Origin of the sequence: Acinetobacter sp. AOR18_HL, assembly GCF_027855145.1 — a bacterium.
GTDB lineage: Bacteria > Pseudomonadota > Gammaproteobacteria > Pseudomonadales > Moraxellaceae > Acinetobacter > Acinetobacter pittii.
Map to the genome: position 1 here is coordinate 1 of NZ_JAKTIG010000064.1, position 17,333 is coordinate 17,333.

Annotated in this window: 12 protein-coding genes; 4 read left to right on the top strand and 8 right to left on the bottom strand. The window is 38.9% G+C overall.

The features are described 5' to 3' along the window. From MKL51_RS16140 to MKL51_RS16155, 4 genes are all read left to right on the top strand, one after another. Window positions 1-1,890 (top strand): fimbria/pilus outer membrane usher protein (locus tag MKL51_RS16140; protein WP_270904355.1); only part of this gene is annotated, 1,890 nt, incomplete at its 5' end. Then, complete coding sequence (locus MKL51_RS16145; protein WP_017480932.1) at window positions 1,881-2,909, top strand: Csu type fimbrial protein; 1,029 nt, start codon at window positions 1,881-1,883, stop codon at window positions 2,907-2,909. The genes MKL51_RS16140 and MKL51_RS16145, both read left to right, overlap by 10 nt. A gap of 556 nt (window positions 2,910-3,465) precedes the next feature. After that, a complete protein-coding gene (locus MKL51_RS16150) occupies window positions 3,466-4,632 on the top strand; it encodes an MFS transporter (protein WP_205625442.1) in 1,167 nt (388 codons plus the stop codon). A 155-nt stretch (window positions 4,633-4,787) separates the two neighbouring features. Beyond that, a complete protein-coding gene (locus MKL51_RS16155) occupies window positions 4,788-5,291 on the top strand; it encodes a hypothetical protein (RefSeq protein WP_002115710.1) in 504 nt (167 codons plus the stop codon). A gap of 48 nt (window positions 5,292-5,339) precedes the next feature. On the opposite strand, the gene accC is transcribed toward MKL51_RS16155, so the two are convergent. The 8 genes from accC to MKL51_RS16195 all read right to left on the bottom strand — a co-directional run bounded on the left by accC (window position 5,340) and on the right by MKL51_RS16195 (window position 17,333). Next, window positions 5,340-6,707 carry an acetyl-CoA carboxylase biotin carboxylase subunit gene (gene accC / locus MKL51_RS16160; protein WP_002115704.1) on the bottom strand — a complete coding sequence of 456 codons (1,368 nt, stop codon included), beginning with the start codon at window positions 6,705-6,707 and terminating at the stop codon, window positions 5,340-5,342. Window positions 6,708-6,724: 17 nt separating this feature from the next. Next, window positions 6,725-7,144: an acetyl-CoA carboxylase biotin carboxyl carrier protein gene (gene accB / locus MKL51_RS16165; RefSeq protein WP_000354611.1), complete on the bottom strand. Its 420-nt coding sequence runs from the start codon at window positions 7,142-7,144 to the stop codon at window positions 6,725-6,727. Window positions 7,145-7,161: 17 nt separating this feature from the next. After that, window positions 7,162-7,617 carry a type II 3-dehydroquinate dehydratase gene (gene aroQ, locus MKL51_RS16170; RefSeq protein WP_017480934.1) on the bottom strand — a complete coding sequence of 152 codons (456 nt, stop codon included), beginning with the start codon at window positions 7,615-7,617 and terminating at the stop codon, window positions 7,162-7,164. A 235-nt stretch (window positions 7,618-7,852) separates the two neighbouring features. Beyond that, window positions 7,853-9,178, bottom strand: a complete 1,326-nt coding sequence (locus MKL51_RS16175; protein ID WP_017480935.1) for a Y-family DNA polymerase — start codon at window positions 9,176-9,178, stop codon at window positions 7,853-7,855. Between the two features lie 268 nt (window positions 9,179-9,446). After that, the gene (locus tag MKL51_RS16180; RefSeq protein ID WP_032006864.1) at window positions 9,447-11,684 is read right to left on the bottom strand and encodes a TonB-dependent receptor; all 2,238 of its coding nucleotides are present in this window, start codon (window positions 11,682-11,684) and stop codon (window positions 9,447-9,449) included. Window positions 11,685-11,837: 153 nt separating this feature from the next. Next, window positions 11,838-12,611: an HpcH/HpaI aldolase family protein gene (locus MKL51_RS16185; protein ID WP_017480937.1), complete on the bottom strand. Its 774-nt coding sequence runs from the start codon at window positions 12,609-12,611 to the stop codon at window positions 11,838-11,840. Further along, window positions 12,604-16,131, bottom strand: coding sequence for an IucA/IucC family protein (locus MKL51_RS16190; protein WP_032006865.1), 3,528 nt, complete (start codon window positions 16,129-16,131; stop codon window positions 12,604-12,606). Before MKL51_RS16190 ends, MKL51_RS16185 begins: the two co-directional genes overlap by 8 nt. Next, window positions 16,128-17,333, bottom strand: a complete 1,206-nt coding sequence (locus tag MKL51_RS16195) for an MFS transporter (protein WP_017398928.1) — start codon at window positions 17,331-17,333, stop codon at window positions 16,128-16,130. Before MKL51_RS16195 ends, MKL51_RS16190 begins: the two co-directional genes overlap by 4 nt.

The window sequence follows — 17,333 nt, forward strand, 5'->3', positions numbered from 1 at the left end:
GCAATCGGTAACTTTTCTTCAGGCGTTTTATATAACGGTAGTAATGAAAATAGTTATAGCCATGAAAAGTGGGTACGACTGGAAAGTAAGTGGCAATATGTCGACCCTGAAAAGATCAGGATATATACCCTAGGGGATTTTATTTCTAATAGCCCAGACTGGGGCAGTAGTGTCCGTCTTGCCGGTTTTCAGTGGTCGAGTGCTTATAGTCAACGCGGTGATATTGTCACTTCGGCACTCCCGCAATTCTCAGGCTCGGCAGCACTGCCTTCAACGCTAGATTTATATGTCAATCAGCAAAAGATTTATTCGGGGTTAGTGCCATCAGGTCCATTTGATATTAAACAGCTCCCGTTTATTTCGGGAAATGAAGTCACACTGGTGACTACCGATGCAACGGGACAGCAGAGCATTACCAAAAAGCCGTACTATTTTTCATCGAAGATTCTGGCAAAAGGCATAAATGAGTTTTCAGTAGATGTGGGTATGCCACGCTACAACTATGGGCTTTATTCAAATGATTATGATGATGTCACTTTTGCCTCAGGTGCGATCCGATATGGCTACAACAATTCACTGACCTTAAGTGGCGGTGCAGAGGCTTCAACAGATGGTCTGTCGAATCTCGGCACAGGATTTGCCAAGAATGTTTTGGGTATTGGCGTGATCAATGCTGACATTGCAGCGAGCCAATATAAAGATGAAAACGGCTATTCTGCCTTGCTGGGTTTAGAAGGACGCATCAGTAAAAATATTTCATTTAACACCAGTTACCGCAAAGTATTTGATAACTATTTTGACCTTGCCCGTGTATCTCAAGTGAGATATTTAAAAGATAACCAGATCAATGCCGAGTCACAGAACTACCTGAACTACAGCGCATTGGCAGATGAGATTTTCAGGGCAGGGATTAACTATAACTTTTATGCAGGCTATGGGGTTTATCTGGGTTATAACCAGATTAAATATAGTGACAACTCTTACAAGTTACTGTCTAGCAATTTAAGTGGAAGTCTGGACAAGAACTGGGGCTTTTATGCGTCAGCTTATAAAGATTATGAAAACCATAAGGACTATGGCATTTATTTTGCGCTGCGATATACCCCGTCCAGTAGAGTGAATGCGATCACGAGTGTATCTAGTGACAGCGGTAGCCTACGGTACCGCCAAGAAATATTCGGTTTGTCAGAACCCCAAATTGGTTCATTTGGCTGGGGTGGCTATGTTGAGCGAGATCAGGATGCAAAAGAAAACAATGCATCGGTCTATGCATCTTACCGAGCACGAGCAGCTTACCTGACGGGACGTTATAACCGATTTGGCGACAACGATCAGGTTGCACTTTCGGCGACAGGATCATTGGTTGCGGCGGCGGGACGTATCTTTGCGGCCAATGAAATTGGAGAGGGCTATGCGGTTGTAACTAATGCCGGGCCACAAAGCCAAATTTTAAATGGTGGGGTTAATTTAGGTGCGACCGATAAGTCTGGCCGATTCTTAATTGCAAATTTAAGGCCCTACATGTCTCATCATATCTATCTAGACCCATCATATTTACCTTTAGAGTGGGAAGTTAACTCTACGAATCAGACAGTGTTTGTAGGTTACCGTCAAGGAACTTTGGTTGACTTTGGTGCTCATCAGGTCATTTCTGGATTAGTGAAACTGGTTGATCAAAACAACTCACCATTAATGCCAGGTTATACCGTTCGAATTAATGGTCAGCAAGATGGAGTGGTTGGTTATGACGGTGAAGTATTTATTCCAAACCTATTAAAGCAAAACAAACTTGAAATCGATCTTCTAGATCATGGTTCATGCCAAGTTGATTTTGCGTATGAAAATAAGCAATACAGTGCTAAAAAATTGGGACCTTATGTATGTCGATAAATATTGCTAGCTTTAACCAGCCGACAACTTTTAAAGGTCTTTCATTTATCCTGAAATATTTTTTGGGAATGAGTCTGTTATGCCTAATCTTTACATTTTTTAACTCTGCCCATGCAAGTTGCATAGTTACAGGGACAACTTCTGGTACATACACATATACTGCCGCAACAATTAACAATGATGCAGTTCTGACATACACTGGAACAATACGTTGTTATGGGGGGCGTACAACACCAGAAATTTCAGGTTATATGTGTATGAAAACCGTATTTACGGGAACCACAAATGCAATTAACAGTGTTTCATTACCCTATACGGTAACTGCCACTGTAGGTGGGGCTGGGTCTTCTACCACCAATCAAAATTCGAATGTCTGGTATGGTCCAGTAAGAACAGTCGCTACAAATAATGTTATTAGTTACTCTGTAAATATAAAAGTACCAGCCCGTACAGGGTCGCTCATGGCATACCCTAAAGGAACCTATACTGGTACGGTTCAGCTATTTTGGGACATGCAAGCAAGCTCTAGCACTGTGTGTGAGGGGGATAGTGGTGGAGGTTGGGACTCGGGTAATACCACTATAACTGCTAATTATGTTGTGCCAAGTTTGTGTCAAATAGATTCAACATCAAATGTCGATTTTGGAAATATTAATGATATTGGTAAGACTACTCGTGATTATACAGCTCAAGGAGTGGTAAATACGACCTGTAATAATGGACTGCCATATAGTATTTATTTGGGGGATGGAAATAACCGTATTGCTGGTGGCTTTAGGCAGATGACAAATGGTAGTGGTCAATATATCCCATATCAGTTATATCAGAACTCGAATTATAGTGCGGTATGGGATACTACTGGTGGTGTAAGCGTAGTTGGAGGTTCTGGGGGTGTTTCTAAAACAGGTTCGGGCAATTCTCAGGGTACAAATGTCTATGGAAAAATTCCGCAAGGTACCACTATTTCAACAGCTCCGGGTAATTACTCAGATGCGATAGTTGTTACAGTAACTTATTAAGAATTTATTGGAATTTTATGTTGAGTATATTTTTTAGAATTTGAGTTGAACACTTAGCATTTAAAAAGTGGTCTATAAATTTGGTGTTTAATTGCTCTAATTTAAAAGAGGCAGATAGATTTTTTTTAAGCAAAAGGTAAGGGTGATAAGTGGTTAGCGGTAATGTTGTTTCAGGATGAGTAAAAACAGAAAAAGACAAATTAAAAAAATAAGAAAAAACATCTGATAAATATATACCTTATGAATATTAAATGTATTTTTACACAAGTTAACAGATTGTACAAATTAAATTACAGTTCTCTTTTCTTTATTTATTCTTTCTTATCAATAAAAAATACTTATAGAGATAAGTCGATTCTCAATAATTTAATGATTTGTAATGGAAAACAAAGTATTAAAATTGAAAGGCTGAGATGCTCTGATATGTTTAATTGTATTTTATTCGGTGAATCTACGAATTGAAATTTGTGGATGCTTAGTAGTACTAAAGACAAATGGCTACAAGCGTGACAGCTATCCCGAATTTTAACCTCATGAAAATACAAAGGTTTATAAATTGTTTCAACCACTTACTATCCAAACTCGACTTGGTGGATTCTACTTCTTTTACTATTCCATCGTGGGCACATTCATGCCTTATTGGAATTTATATCTTCAAGATCAGGGGTTTAATTATCAAGAAATTGGTGTTTTATCATCAATTGCGATTGTAACTCGCTTTTTTGCGCCTTTAGTTTGGGGTTGGATTGCTGATAAATCTGGTAAGCGGATGTTGCTTGTTCGGATAGCAACTTGGATGGAGTCATGTATATGGTTGGCTATTTTTATAGTGCCAAATACTTTTCAATCAGTTGCTTTGCTTATGCTTATTTTTAGTTTCTTTCAAAATGCGATTTTAGCTCAATTTGAGGGAGTGACTTTATTTTGGTTGGATGATCAAAAAGCTAAACTTTACGGCAAAATTCGTAAGTGGGGATCGGTTGGGTTTATTGTTGGGGTATTCACTATTGGGGCTATTTTAGAAATAGTGCATATTTCAATGCTCCCAATTTTACTATTAATTATCGCGTCGCTAGCGTTTATTTGGTCTTTTACAATCCGAGAACCTGATAGCGCGCCTACTTCCCAAAAACATTTAGAACCTTTACTTCCTGTTCTTAAGCGCCCAACAGTGGCTGCATTTTTTGCAATTGAATTTATTCTACTTTTTTCACATGCGCCTTTTTATAGTTTTTATAGTAATTTTCTGAAATCTTTGAATTTCAGTACGACTGAAATTGGATTTTTATGGGCCATGGGCGTTTTTGCTGAAATTTTTATGTTTTCAATTGCCTCAAAGATTTTTCAACGTTTTTCGTGGCGCAGTTTAGTGATAGTGTGTCTGCTAGTGACGAGCATACGTTGGATGCTAGTTGCAGTATTTTCACATTATTTTATTGGTCAACTTTTTGCGCAGTGCTTACATGCCTTTAGTTTTGGTTTATTTCACTTGATCGCAATGAGAGTTATTTTTCAAAACTTTTCTGCTGGACAGCAAGGGCGTGGACAAGCACTTTATAGTACCATGTGGGGGTTAGGTGTAGCTTTCGGTAGTGTTCTGGCTGGGCATTTCTGGAAAATTCTTTCTGGTGAACTCATCTTTATGTGTGCCAGCGTGGTTGTGCTCTTAGGTTTGTGCTTTGTAAAGTGGCTTCCGAAACAAGTCGATTCTTCAACTACCTAAGCTTGAGATCATGCAAAACAAAGAATTTATATTGAAAAAAGCAAGTAAATATAAAATTGTTTGATGACTTGTTGTGACACGTTACAGTTGAAAAATATTGTTTTTATATGGTTATGGAGCAGTGATTTTGTCAAAAAATATGCTAACTTAACTTCATGCGTTTAATGATTAATAAATCTATGAAAAATATTTATATTATTGGATTATTGTGGGCTTGTTCTGGTTTAGCTGTGGCAGAAACGGCTACTCAACAGCCAGCTGAACAACCCGTTCGGACTGCAAGTAATCCTAATGCTATACGTATTGTTACGCGCCCTGAAATTATGGGATTGTGGGGAATGGAAATTCCAAATAATAAGAAATGTGTGGAATATTATAACTTTCGTAGTAGTAATGATGTAGTGATCAAAAGCGGTCAGGAATGGTCTTATGGTATTTATGAATATCAACCATCTGATGACCCTAAAGAGCAGCTAGCCGCTTTAGTAATGCAAATTAAATTTGACAATAATAAAGTAGATTGTTCTGGTCAGAAACAAGACCAAACAGGTGATGTCTCACAATATTTTGTACAATGGAAAAACGACCATACAATCAATTTCTGTTCAACGGCTAAGGGTGAGCAGTGCTTTGCGACTTTACGTCGGGTATTACCATAAAATGGTTGATATAAAAAAAAGCCTCTTAAAAATAAGAGGCTTTTTTTATTATGCAGTTTCAGCTTTCTTTTCTTCCACTTGCTTTAACAAGTGTTTTTCAAGGTAATGGATATCCATTGCTTGAGAGCAGAAGCTCTTATCTTGCAAAATAAGATCTTTATGTAAAGGAATATTTGTTTTAATTCCTGTAAGGATCATTTCATCTAGCGCTTGACGCATACGAGCAATTGAAGTTTCACGGTCTTTACCATGAGAAATCAATTTAGCAATCATAGAGTCATAGTAAGGTGGAATGCTGTATTCTGGGTAGATATGAGAATCTAAACGAATACCAGCGCCGCCTGGCGCATAGAAACTTTCAATTTTACCTGGTGAAGGTAAGAATGTTGTTGGATCTTCTGCATTGATACGGCATTCAATTGCATGTCCTTGAACTTTGATATCTTCTTGTTGAAGCTCTAGTCCTAGGCCACCAGCAATGCGTAACTGTTGTTCAATAATATCGACACCGGTAACCATTTCAGTTACAGGGTGCTCAACCTGAACACGAGTATTCATTTCAATGAAGAAGAATTCACCGTCTTCAAATAAGAATTCAAACGTACCAGCACCACGATACTGCATCAACTGACATGCATGAACACAAGCTTCTAAAATATCAGCTCGAGCTTGCTCTGGTAGGTTTGGTGCAGGTGCTTCTTCTAGTACTTTTTGATGGCGACGTTGTAATGAACAGTCACGGTCATATAAATGAATTGCATGACCATTACCATCACCAAGAACTTGAACTTCGACATGGCGAGGTTTTTGTAAGAAGCGTTCCATGTAAACGGTATCATCACCGAACCACATTTCTGCATCGCGCTGCGCTGCTTGAACTGATTCAAGTAGTGTATCTACACGCTCAACAATACGCATACCACGACCACCACCACCAGAAGCCGCTTTAACAATAAGCGGGAAGCCGATTTCTTTCGCTTCTGCCAAGGCATTGTGGATGGTTACTGCATGGTCGCAACCTGGTACAGTAGGTACGCCAGCTTTTTTCATGGCAACAATCGCAGAAACTTTATTCCCCATAAGGCGGATATGTTCTGGACGTGGGCCAATAAAAGTAAAGCCTGAGCTTTCTACAATTTCAGCAAACTCAGCATTTTCTGAAAGGAAACCATAACCCGGGTGAATAGCATCAGCACCGGTAATTTCTGCAGCAGTAATAATTGCCGGGATATTTAAATAGCTATCACTACTTGCGCCCGGACCAATACATACTGCTTCATCAACAAAACGTAAATGCATCAAATCCTTGTCGGCATCTGAATAGATACCAACAGTCTTGATTCCTAATGTTTTACAAGCCCGGGTAATACGTAAAGCGATTTCACCACGGTTTGCAATTAAAACTTTTTGCAACATAGACGTCCCCGGGGTAATTACGCGCGATAACGGAATAAAGGTTGACCGAATTGGATAACTTCACCATTTTTTACTAAAATTTCTTCGATCACGCCACTTTGAGTTGCTTCAATTGGGTTCATGATTTTCATTGCTTCAATAATACCCAAAGTTTCACCAGCAGATACTGTTTGACCTACTTTAACAAATGGTGCTTCACCTGGGCTTGGAGCAGCGTAGAACACGCCAACCATTGGAGAAGTTTCAACTGCTCCACGCGGTGTTTTTGCAACTGGTGCTTCTGCAACAGGAGCAGCCGGAAGTGCTACACCAGCTGCAGCAACGACAGGATTGCGACGAGTTAAAGCGATTGATTGATCACCTTCTTTAACTTCGATCGCTTGCAAGTCAGACTCAATCATTAAATCGATGAGTTTCTTAATTTTGCGGATATCCATGGGCGACTATTCCTAAACTAGTTTGGGTTAGATGGTTGAATTTTTTCAATAGCGTAATCGAGTGCAAAACGATAGCCTTTTGCACCTAAACCACAAATCACGCCAATTGCTTTATCAGATAAATAAGAATGATGCCTGAATGCCTCTCTTGCATGGACATTCGACAAATGTACTTCAATAAATGGAATGGCAACGCCAAGTAGGGCATCGCGTAGAGCAACAGATGTATGGGTGAGGGCTGCAGGGTTGATAATAATAAGTTCTACGCCTTCAGTTTGAGCCTGATGAATACGATCAACAATGGCACCTTCCCAGTTGCTTTGAAAAGTATCTAATGTGAGTGAAGCTTGTTGAGCTTGGCTAATAAGTTGTTGGTTAATATCATCTAAGGTAAGATGACCATATACTTCTGGTTCGCGTTTTCCCAGCAAATTCAAATTCGGTCCATGAATCACCAAAATGGTCGAACTCATTCAGATTGCTCCAGCTCTAAAGTTGCAAATATTCTTTGCAAGATGTCTGCAAAGTTTGCTTATTATGGCATATGTTTCTACAATTTTTTTATAATTTGTTTTCATCGTCGCAGAAAGGGTATACCAAATTCGGCTTATATATTGTAAATTTTGCGATGATTTAGCAATGTTAAAAAATGACAAAATTTCAAGTAATTTAATGGAGCTTATTTTAAACTGAATTGACAAAAACAGTTCATGTATTTTGTGTAACGGCTATAGAGTTCTCTCCAATCACTAATAGCTCATTCCATCGAGTTAGATAATTTTTTGAACGGTGGCATTGTTTCATGTGCCAAGATGGATTACGGGAATGATAACCGACTTGTAAATAGTGACTACCGAATCGGTTACGAACTGTGCTGAGTGTTTGCATTAATTGTTGTCTTTGCTGAATCAACTCAAGAGGTTGCCATAAATCATCAATATGATGTTGACGAGGATGCAAACCACAAAATAAAACTCCAATCTTTATATATTTTTTATTTTCTTTATATAAAACATCTATTTGCTGCATGGCTGCTTTTGTTAATATGCATAAATCATCTGTTGCATAATTTAACCCTATCGCTTGAGAAGATGCTTTTTTATAAGGTGGTTTATCTGTTTTTTCATAAAGTAAGACTTGAACACAGGCACACAACTGTTCTTGTTTCATTAAACGGCGATGGGCTCGGTTAAGATGAAAAATAAGTGCTTGTTTAATAATCTCAATACTGGACAAAGCTTGAGCAAAACTGCGTGATGCTAAAATTCGTTTGGTGACAATGGCAGGATCGTCGAGTTGAATACAAGATTGGCCTTTTAGCTCACGAATGGTACGTGCCATAACCACAGAAAAAGCTTTTGCTAGATGATGCTCATTGGCAAAAGTTAAGTCTAAGCATGAATAAATCTCATAGCTACGTAATTGTTTGACTAATTGATAGCCAATTCCCCACACTTCTTTGACTGAAGTATGTTGCATCAGGTCTTCAAGAAGCAAAGGATCTAAAGTAGTGAAATTACAAATTCTATTAAAGCTTCCAATTTTTTTAGCATAGTGATTGGCTAATTTTGCTTGAGTTTTTGAATATCCGATGCCGATACAACAAGGTAAGCTTAACCATTCTTCTAAGGTTTCTACGACTTTGACACAATAAGAATGGATATCTAAAGATTGAAGGTAAGGGGTAAGACGAATAAAACATTCATCTATAGAATAAGCTTCTAAATCATCGGGCGAGAAAAACTCACCAAGAACTGAAAAAAAGCGACGTGACATTTCAGCATATAAAGTGTAGTTGCTTGAATAGACGTGTACACCTTCTTGAAGAGCTTCTTGTTCGATTTGATACCATGGGATACCCATTTTGATACCCATATTTTTTGCTTCTTCACTACGTGATACAACACATCCGTCGTTGTTGGAAAGTACTACGACTGGTAGGCCAATAAGTTTGGGATTAAATAGTCGCTCACAACTCACATAACAATTATTAATGTCTACGAGGGCGTAAATTTCGCGATGTGAGATTTCCATTATGATTTGCCCCATTAAAAATATTGGTAAAACTACATATTGATATTGTTTTCATAAACACAGTGAGGGAAAGTGCTGGATGAAAAATTTGTATCTTGAATACGTAACAAAATCAAGTTAACAAAATTTTTAGCAGAATACTAGAGTGGTTCTGTGGGTTTAACTTAGGTTAACCATGGAAAAAATAGATAAGGATTTAATATTTTTAATAAGAAAAAGGAGATCACATGGATCTCCTTTTTGTGACACATTCAATGTCAGTTTTTGATTACCATTTATGGCTATAAGAAACTTTCAGCGTTGCACCATTTGCCACTAAATGGCTAGTGTTATCGCTAGTTCGTAATAATTGGCTATATAGAGGATAATACTTGCGGTTAAACATATTCTCTAAACCAATCGTCACAGTGTCTTTTTTGTTAAGGGCAAAGCTACTGATTAAATCTGCTGTTGTATAAGATTTTACATCATAGCGACCAAAACTATTTTTGCCATTTAAGCGGTAATCTTCTGAACCGAAGTAAGTGGCTTGCAGGCGGTTCGTCCATGTTTCCGTTGGGCTATAAGAAATATAACCTGTTAGTTTTAATGGTGGAATACGGAAGCCTGTCATATCTTGTTCAGCACCGTTTTGCGGCTTTTCACGACCTTTCATCCACGTAACACTACCACCAGTTCCCCAAACATTGGCATCGTCAAGATAATCAAATGTTGCTTCAACACCAGTGACTTTTTCTTTGGTTCTAGCGAGTACTAAACCATTGTTGAAAGATTGCACCGCACCTAGGTCGGAAGTAGAGTGGAAGACCGCTAAACTTGAAGAGAAGTTATTGAAGTTTCCTTTCCAGCCCAACTCGTAGTTATCTACTTTTACGGGTTCTAAGAATGATGAACCAAGGTTAAAACCTTCACCAGCATTACGAATAATCAAACCAACATCAGGTAATTGGAAACCTTGGTTAAAAGATGCATAAATCGAGTGTTGGTCATTTGGAGAGAAAGTCACATTAGCATTGTACAACCATGCATCAGCTTTCACTTTTCCGCCCTCAACGGTATAAGGGTTAGGCTTACCTAATTGTGATAATGGAACAAAGCTATCAATTTGGGCATAGCTATCTTCATAACGCGTACCTGCTTCTGCTGACCATTGGTCATTAAAACGGTGTTTTAACTGTACAAAGCCACCCACACTTTGCGTGGTGAGTTCAGGTAAATAAATAAGTTTGCCAATTTTTACAAACTCTAAGCCACCAGATTGATCATAAATTTTTTGATCGAAAATATCTAAAGGCATTTCGCTTTTTTCGCGGCTAAAGTCACCGCCCCAAACCAATGAGGTGTCACCTAAAAACTCAAGTGGTGTGGTAACAGTTAAGCGGCTACCGAGTACATTATTTTCTTGATAGATCTGATCTACTTGTCCTCCACGATTTGCATTTTTTCGTGCATCAAATGGTGAAAAACGTGTAAAGAAGTCGCGATAATAAATTTGTGCATCAACCTTATTACCAAAAAAGTCTTTATGGTTATAAGTTAAATTGTAGATCTGGTTTTCGTTTTTATTTTGGTCTTTGAGTTTTAAGCCTTTAATTGCTTTCGCTGGTACAGTTCCAGCAGGAGCATTTTTCACACTTGGGTCAGATGCATAATCTGAGTCTTGCTCGGCATTATAATAGTTTGCAGCGAATTGTAGGTATTGGTTGTCATCAATATGATAACCAAGTTTACCACCGATACTATAGCCATCAGAATCATATAAATCGCCCTGACTTGGTTCTGGTGCAACACGGTCACCACTTGCATCGTACGGGCTACCAATACGCTGATAACCAAAGTCGAGTGCATAGTCAAAAGCGTTAAAGCTGCCTGTGAAATATTGATGAATATCGCCACTTAAAGCATTAGAACGGAAGTTTGTTAAAGGTGTTTGTAGCCCAACTACGGTTTTAGCTGTAGGTTCGCCACCAGCCGTTTTCGTGGTAATTGAAATAATACCACCTGCAGCGCCACCACCATAAATTGCGTTACTGCCGCGAATTACTTCAATGTTCGCAATACTTTCAGGATCAATTGCTGAAAGTCCTCTTGATGTGTCGCGTGTCAGGTTCATTGGAACGCCATCGACCAAGATGAGAGCATTACGACCACGTAAAGTTTGACCATAATCGGTAATGGTTCGGCTTGAGTCTGATAGGCCCGGTACGGCTTTTGCTAAAACGGTTGCAATACTACCAGATGAACCATTTCTTAAAAGTTCAATTTGTTTTTCATCTAGCTTGGTCACTTGCTTGGCCGAAGTAGAAAGTTCATCTGCGCGTGAAGCGGTAATTGTAATTGTAGGAAGTGCCTCAGGCTTTTTTTCAACATCTGTTGTCTCAGAGGTTGAGGCTGCAAAGGCCGAGTTTGAGAGAAAGATGGCCCCACCAAGTGAAAGGAGTGGAATGATATTTTTTACTTCAGACTTCCTCGTAAAAAGTTTGTGCCTTTTTATCTTATTTCCCATTGTCTCGCCCTGAGAGTGATTTTAAATTTGTCGAATTATAAGTGAGAATGATTGTAATTCACAATATCGTTGTTGGACAAAAAATAATAAAATTTATTTTTATTAATTGTTGTGTAGAGGAAGGTGCACCCATCGCTCTACACAACTGAAAATTTATGAGATTTCTTTATAAGAATTCAAATGATTTTGATGGGCACGGCGAATAATGCTGCGGTCATCACCGAGTACAAAAAGCTGAACGGATTGTTGTTTCCACGCTGCAATATCTTCAGGTTGGCGTGGAATAGCACAGAAATGCTTTTGACTATTTTTAGTCTTTATATACATCTCTTGAACTTTTTCTTTCACTTTTGGATGGCTAGATTGCCATGGCATTCCCATTGATTGGGAAAGGTCGGCAGCACCTTCTAGAATAATATCAATACCTTCAACTTTTAATATTTCATCTAGTTGTTCTAGTCCTTCTAAGCTTTCAATCATGGCAACGACAACCGTTTCGTTTGCTGCGTGTTGAACAAAACTAGCTAAATCATCTATGCCATATCGATTTAACCTTGTCGAGTTGAGACCTCTTTGCCCAAGAGGCATATAGTGACAATAGTTCACGGCTTCTTGTGCTTGCTGAGCATTTTCAATATGTGGAAACACAATACCCGTTACCCCTGCATCGAGCAGAGGTAGAACTAAATGGTTGGCGTTTAACGGCACCCTGACAAAGACATCAAGACTCATGGCTCTAGCGGCTAAAATCATGGTCTCGACTTGAGACGTACTAAATAAAGTATGTTCCAAGTCGATAATAATAAAGTTGTAGCCCGCAAGTGCCATTTGCTCGATATTAATTGGAGAAGCTACGGAACAAAAGATTCCGTAGAGCATCTCGCCATTTGCTATTCGTTTCTTAAAAGAAATCGAATGCTTATTCATATTCAATTTCCTTAATAAGGCTGAGCGGGTTTGGTGTGGTTTGTACTCTTAAGCGAATTTCCGGAAGGAAACGGCGGCTTGCGAGCTGTTCAATATCAATGGTGTCATCTGTAAAGTTAAACAATTCATATCGCTCGGCAAACTCTGGGTGAGCTTCTTTATGCTGATTAATAATGGTTCTTAACATGGTCCAGAATTTGATTTCATCGAAGTCATAATGTTCATTTAAGAAAATCGCTAACTCAGCCAGATTTACAAACCAAAGCGCATCTTGAGTAAAGTCTCTGAGCTCATTTGGAGAGTGGGTTTCCAAGAACGAGTTCGGGTTAATCTTGGCGTGCTCTTTTGGCGCATCTTGTAAGTTGGGTAAAAGGTTCGGCTCACGTAAAAGATGACGACTAAAACGAATTCCATCATGGAAATCTTTCAAAGCCGCTTTAACGGGTAAGCCATTTTTATGAATTAGTACCATGTTTTGTGCATGTGATTCTAAAGCGAGGCCGTGACACCACAAAATATGCATGATGGGTAAATAAGCATTGCTGAGTAATTTTTCTAACCAGAACTCAATACCATACTCTTGGATCCACTCATCGATTAGTGGTTTTTGGTCCGTATCAACTTGCATTAGACCCGTTACAGGCGTTGCTGATTCGCCTTCTTTTAAGTAGCTGTAAATACTTTCGCGCCAAATGCAGGCGAGTGCGCCGTATTGAACAGGTAGCGCAATTTGCTGATTAGCCGAAAGACCGCCAATCTCTCTTAAAATAACAGGCTTACGCTGTTTTTCTAAAATATGGTCTTGTTCAACAATGTTATAAAGCCAGTCACTCATTTTTGCCGCATTTTGAACGGTATGCGGTGCTAATACACGAGAGGTAGAAGTATTGACCAAGTTCATTGCCAATTTAAGAGAAAGCGCCGAGATATCACTAATATTTGATAAGGTTCGAATCGACTGCTGCGGTAAATAAGTCGGACCTTCAATATCTAACGGGATGATCAGTTGGTTGCTAATCGCATCTTGATAATATAATTCAATAATTTTATCCCACTGCCACGGGTGAATTGGGGTGAGGATATAATCTTTAAAATCTACATTTTGCTCTTTCAATTGATCATTAATGGCTTGTAGATCTTTTTCTGAAAAATGCTGTTTATAAAGCTGCTCTAGATTAATCGTTTCACTTAAAACCAGTTTGCATAAGCTGTTGTGAGTCGCCACCCATTGAACCGTAAAACCTTCAGAAAGCTCGGGTGCATATTTCTGGTTTTCTTTTAAATCGAAGCCGATACGAGACTTAAAACTCGGGTGATATAAATGTGCATTGGTAATCCGTGCTTCTTGTTCTAAATAAGGCAAGGTTCTTAAAGGTTGAGCAGGGGCTTGGCTTAAAGTTTGCGCATGCTTAATGTAAGTTAAATTGAGTTCATCATTAAAGTTTTGCCATTTAACTGGGTCAGCTTCAATAATATTTTTTAAATCGGCAAGTAGCGTTTTTAAGCTAGGACGAGTTTCAGTGCCTAAAGTAATATCAGAACGGACTAAGCTTGAAGGATCTAACTTAATTCGTTTAAAACTAAAATGTCGTTTGGCCGCGCAAGTATAAAAAACGGTATCGGAAACATAAAACTTGATCTGACCTTTAGAAAACTCGTATTTAAAAGTATTTTCAAAAATGAGTGCTTCTAATAATTGACTCATCACGCGATTTTCCGCGAGGGTTTTATAATTGGTTTGTTGTGTTGGTTGAAGAGGGCAAAGCGCTTCTGCGCCGCGATATTTATAAATAGGGTTTTCAACTTCAATCCAGATAGGATTGCCACCACTGTGGTAGAGCGTATTTAACATATTTGCCTTGATTGGTAATGTGAGTGAATTAATTAATAAATCGCGATATTGCTGGCCTTTGGCGCTAAAATTTTCTTGCGTGAGCGTAAGGCGTGTAGCTTGCCAAAGCTCAGATTCTTCAATGGCCGTAACTCGTGCAATTGCACTGATGAGATGAGCAATGTGATTGATCACGAGGTAATATTTTAAAAAGATCCATGCATCTTTCTGAGAGAACCAAACGGTACTATCTTCAGAAATAGATGAGTCATCTTCTATCATTTCTGGAACAATGCTAATGCCTTCCATGTCTCGAAGAATAAGGCGATGTGGATAGCCGTTTTTAAATTCCATTAAACTATTTTGCATGTGCGCTTCTACACTAATGCCTTTATTTGCAAACAACTCAATTAATGGAATGAGTGAAACTTTAACGTACTGTTTCCACCAGAAAGTAATGAACTCTTTCGCGTCTTTCGATTGTAGATTTTGGTTGGGTGCTGCTTGCTGAATAATGCTTAAAAGCGGGATTTCATGGTTTTCATTTTCTTCAACCAAGCCACCTAGCATTCTGGTATTTTCTAATACCTCTGGCGTGAGTCCTGCTCTATAAAGAATACCAAATGAACTCTCAAGCTCTGGAATTTTGACTGTTTTTGCCTCTAACTCCGGCAGAATCACAAGGTCTGGATATTGCTCATTAATCTTGTGATTAATAATAATTTTGCTCGCATCAATCGCGCGTTCCATTTCATCCATTGGGTTATTACGAATGAAACTGGTAATTCGTACATCAATTGATAGCTTTAAGAATAGATTCGATTGAGGTAACCACACTGTACGAACAGATGAGGTCGGCCATACGGTTTGACCTAAAACTCCCAGATAGATCACGTCTTGGTTATCTAAATATTTCTTTAAAGATGAATGTTGAAGTAAGAAGTTGGCTTGCCAAGGATGGGTTGGCATTAGCTCGTAATTTGCTAAGTTGTCTTGCAAACGTTCTTTTGCTGTTTCTAAAACTTCATCTTCAATACAGTGAGAGGGCTGTTTCTCACTTACAAGCTTTTGGATTAGAGAAGAATGAATTGCAAAGTAATGAAGTTGGAAACTTGCGCCTAACTCAGGGCTATACTTTTTCATGTCTTCTTTAGAGAAACCTAAATTGGCTTTAGAGGTCACATGAAAAGGGTGCCCATATAACATGCCTTGTTCCGTAGCCTGAAAACCGCTTAACGCTTTAGTTGCTGTTTGGGAAGGCTTATTTTCTAAAAAGAATTTTGTATTTTCGATACTATTTACAATATCGGAGTACAGGTTCTTATTTTGGTTTTTATCTTTAAATAAGCTATTCAGTTCATCTGTAATCAGCTTCACTAATTTTTTTGGGTCTGTGAGCGAGTCAAATGTATTGTCGTTTAAATTTTGCAGAACAAAACCACGTTGATATCTATGATAACCAGTGGTGGATAGATGCTGAACTGCACCATAAACAATCGTATTAGATGCATTAAAAGTATAAGCAAAATACAGAGTGTCTGGGCGCTCTGCATACAGTGTGAATAAAGGAGAATCTTGAGCTGGGATAATATGCTTTTCAAGATTTACTTTGAGTTCACGAAAGAAAGTATTCAGATACTGTTCGAAAAGTTTATAAGACCATGCATCGGTTGTAATAATTGAGTTCATTCTTGTGCCTCTTCTAAAATTGTATCCATTAAGAATCTGTTCAAAATCACCACTAATCCCGCACCGATAAAAAATAGTGAGGTGCAGATTAATGCAGCAGTAATATTGAAAAATGAGTAGGTGAGCGTGATCGTGATTGGGCCAATAAGTTGTCCTAAGACAAAGGCACTGTTAGAAATACCAATCACTTTTCCTTGGCTTTGAGCGCCGGCTTTTAGAGAAATTGTGTGCAAGATCGAAGGAATAAGGGCTGCAAAGCAGAAGCCTTGTATGAGTCGTAATACAAGAATCAGCCAGAGATTAGAAACCCAGATCAATGCGAAAATCGTGATGCCGCAAATTAAGGATGCGTAAATGAAGTTATTAAAAGAGTCTCCTTTATCATCATTTCTTTTCCCCCAATAGGTTGCAGCAATAAAGGCTGCTCCCCATGAAAGCGCATGAATGGTTCCCGTTAAACTCGCAGCAGATAACGATGAGTGAGTGCTTTGGCTTATTTCACTAATGTATAAAACGAAGCAAGACACCAAACCAAAGCCGCCCGCTTGAACCAAAATGCCAGCGCTTAACCATGAAAAAATCGTTCTATCAAAGAAAGCTGGAAGCTTAGATTTCTCTTTGGTTTTTGTGGTTTCGATTTTAACGGGATTGGTTAATACAAATGACGCAATCACAATGAGTGTCATCACAACAAATGCTGTCGTGTTGAGTAATACTTCAACCCGCCATTGATCCATAAATATCCCGCCGAGCACGGGACCACATAGGCAAGCTAGCGCAACACTACTTTGTAGTTGCCCAAAAGCGGCACCACGTTGTTGTTCATTAGAAAGATATGAAACATAGGCATTTAAGATCACAGAAAGACCGCAAAAACCCAGTAAAATTCGCGCGAAAATAAACAGGTATAAATGCTGGGCGCTCGCCATGAGCAGTATTGAAATACAGAAACCAGCCAGAGAAAGTAACAAGGCTTTTTTATGGCCGAATGTGTCTGATAGGTGGCCAACAATTGGTGCTGTAAATAAGCTGCCAATAGCTGGAGCCGCGAGTGCCAAACCTGCCCAGATAGTGGGAGCACTCATATGTGCCGTCAGTTTTTCCATATAGAGCGGCATGATCGGAATAAGCACCATGAGCCCGAAAGTAGAAAAAAACTGACAGAGCAAAATAATGAAATGATCTAGGCGAGATGAGCGCAT

What these genes read in the sequence shown, in the direction of transcription:
- MKL51_RS16145 (WP_017480932.1), top strand. Translation starts at nt 1,881, where the DNA reads ATGTCGATAAATATTGCTAGCTTTAACCAGCCGACAACTTTTAAAGGT.
- MKL51_RS16155 (WP_002115710.1), top strand. Translation starts at nt 4,788, where the DNA reads ATGCGTTTAATGATTAATAAATCTATGAAAAATATTTATATTATTGGA.
- accC (WP_002115704.1), bottom strand. Translation starts at nt 6,707, where the DNA reads ATGTTGCAAAAAGTTTTAATTGCAAACCGTGGTGAAATCGCTTTACGT.
- accB (WP_000354611.1), bottom strand. Translation starts at nt 7,144, where the DNA reads ATGGATATCCGCAAAATTAAGAAACTCATCGATTTAATGATTGAGTCT.
- aroQ (WP_017480934.1), bottom strand. Translation starts at nt 7,617, where the DNA reads ATGAGTTCGACCATTTTGGTGATTCATGGACCGAATTTGAATTTGCTG.
- MKL51_RS16175 (WP_017480935.1), bottom strand. Translation starts at nt 9,178, where the DNA reads ATGGAAATCTCACATCGCGAAATTTACGCCCTCGTAGACATTAATAAT.
- MKL51_RS16180 (WP_032006864.1), bottom strand. Translation starts at nt 11,684, where the DNA reads ATGGGAAATAAGATAAAAAGGCACAAACTTTTTACGAGGAAGTCTGAA.
- MKL51_RS16185 (WP_017480937.1), bottom strand. Translation starts at nt 12,611, where the DNA reads ATGAATAAGCATTCGATTTCTTTTAAGAAACGAATAGCAAATGGCGAG.
- MKL51_RS16190 (WP_032006865.1), bottom strand. Translation starts at nt 16,131, where the DNA reads ATGAACTCAATTATTACAACCGATGCATGGTCTTATAAACTTTTCGAA.
- MKL51_RS16195 (WP_017398928.1), bottom strand. Translation starts at nt 17,333, where the DNA reads ATGCGCTCATCTCGCCTAGATCATTTCATTATTTTGCTCTGTCAGTTT.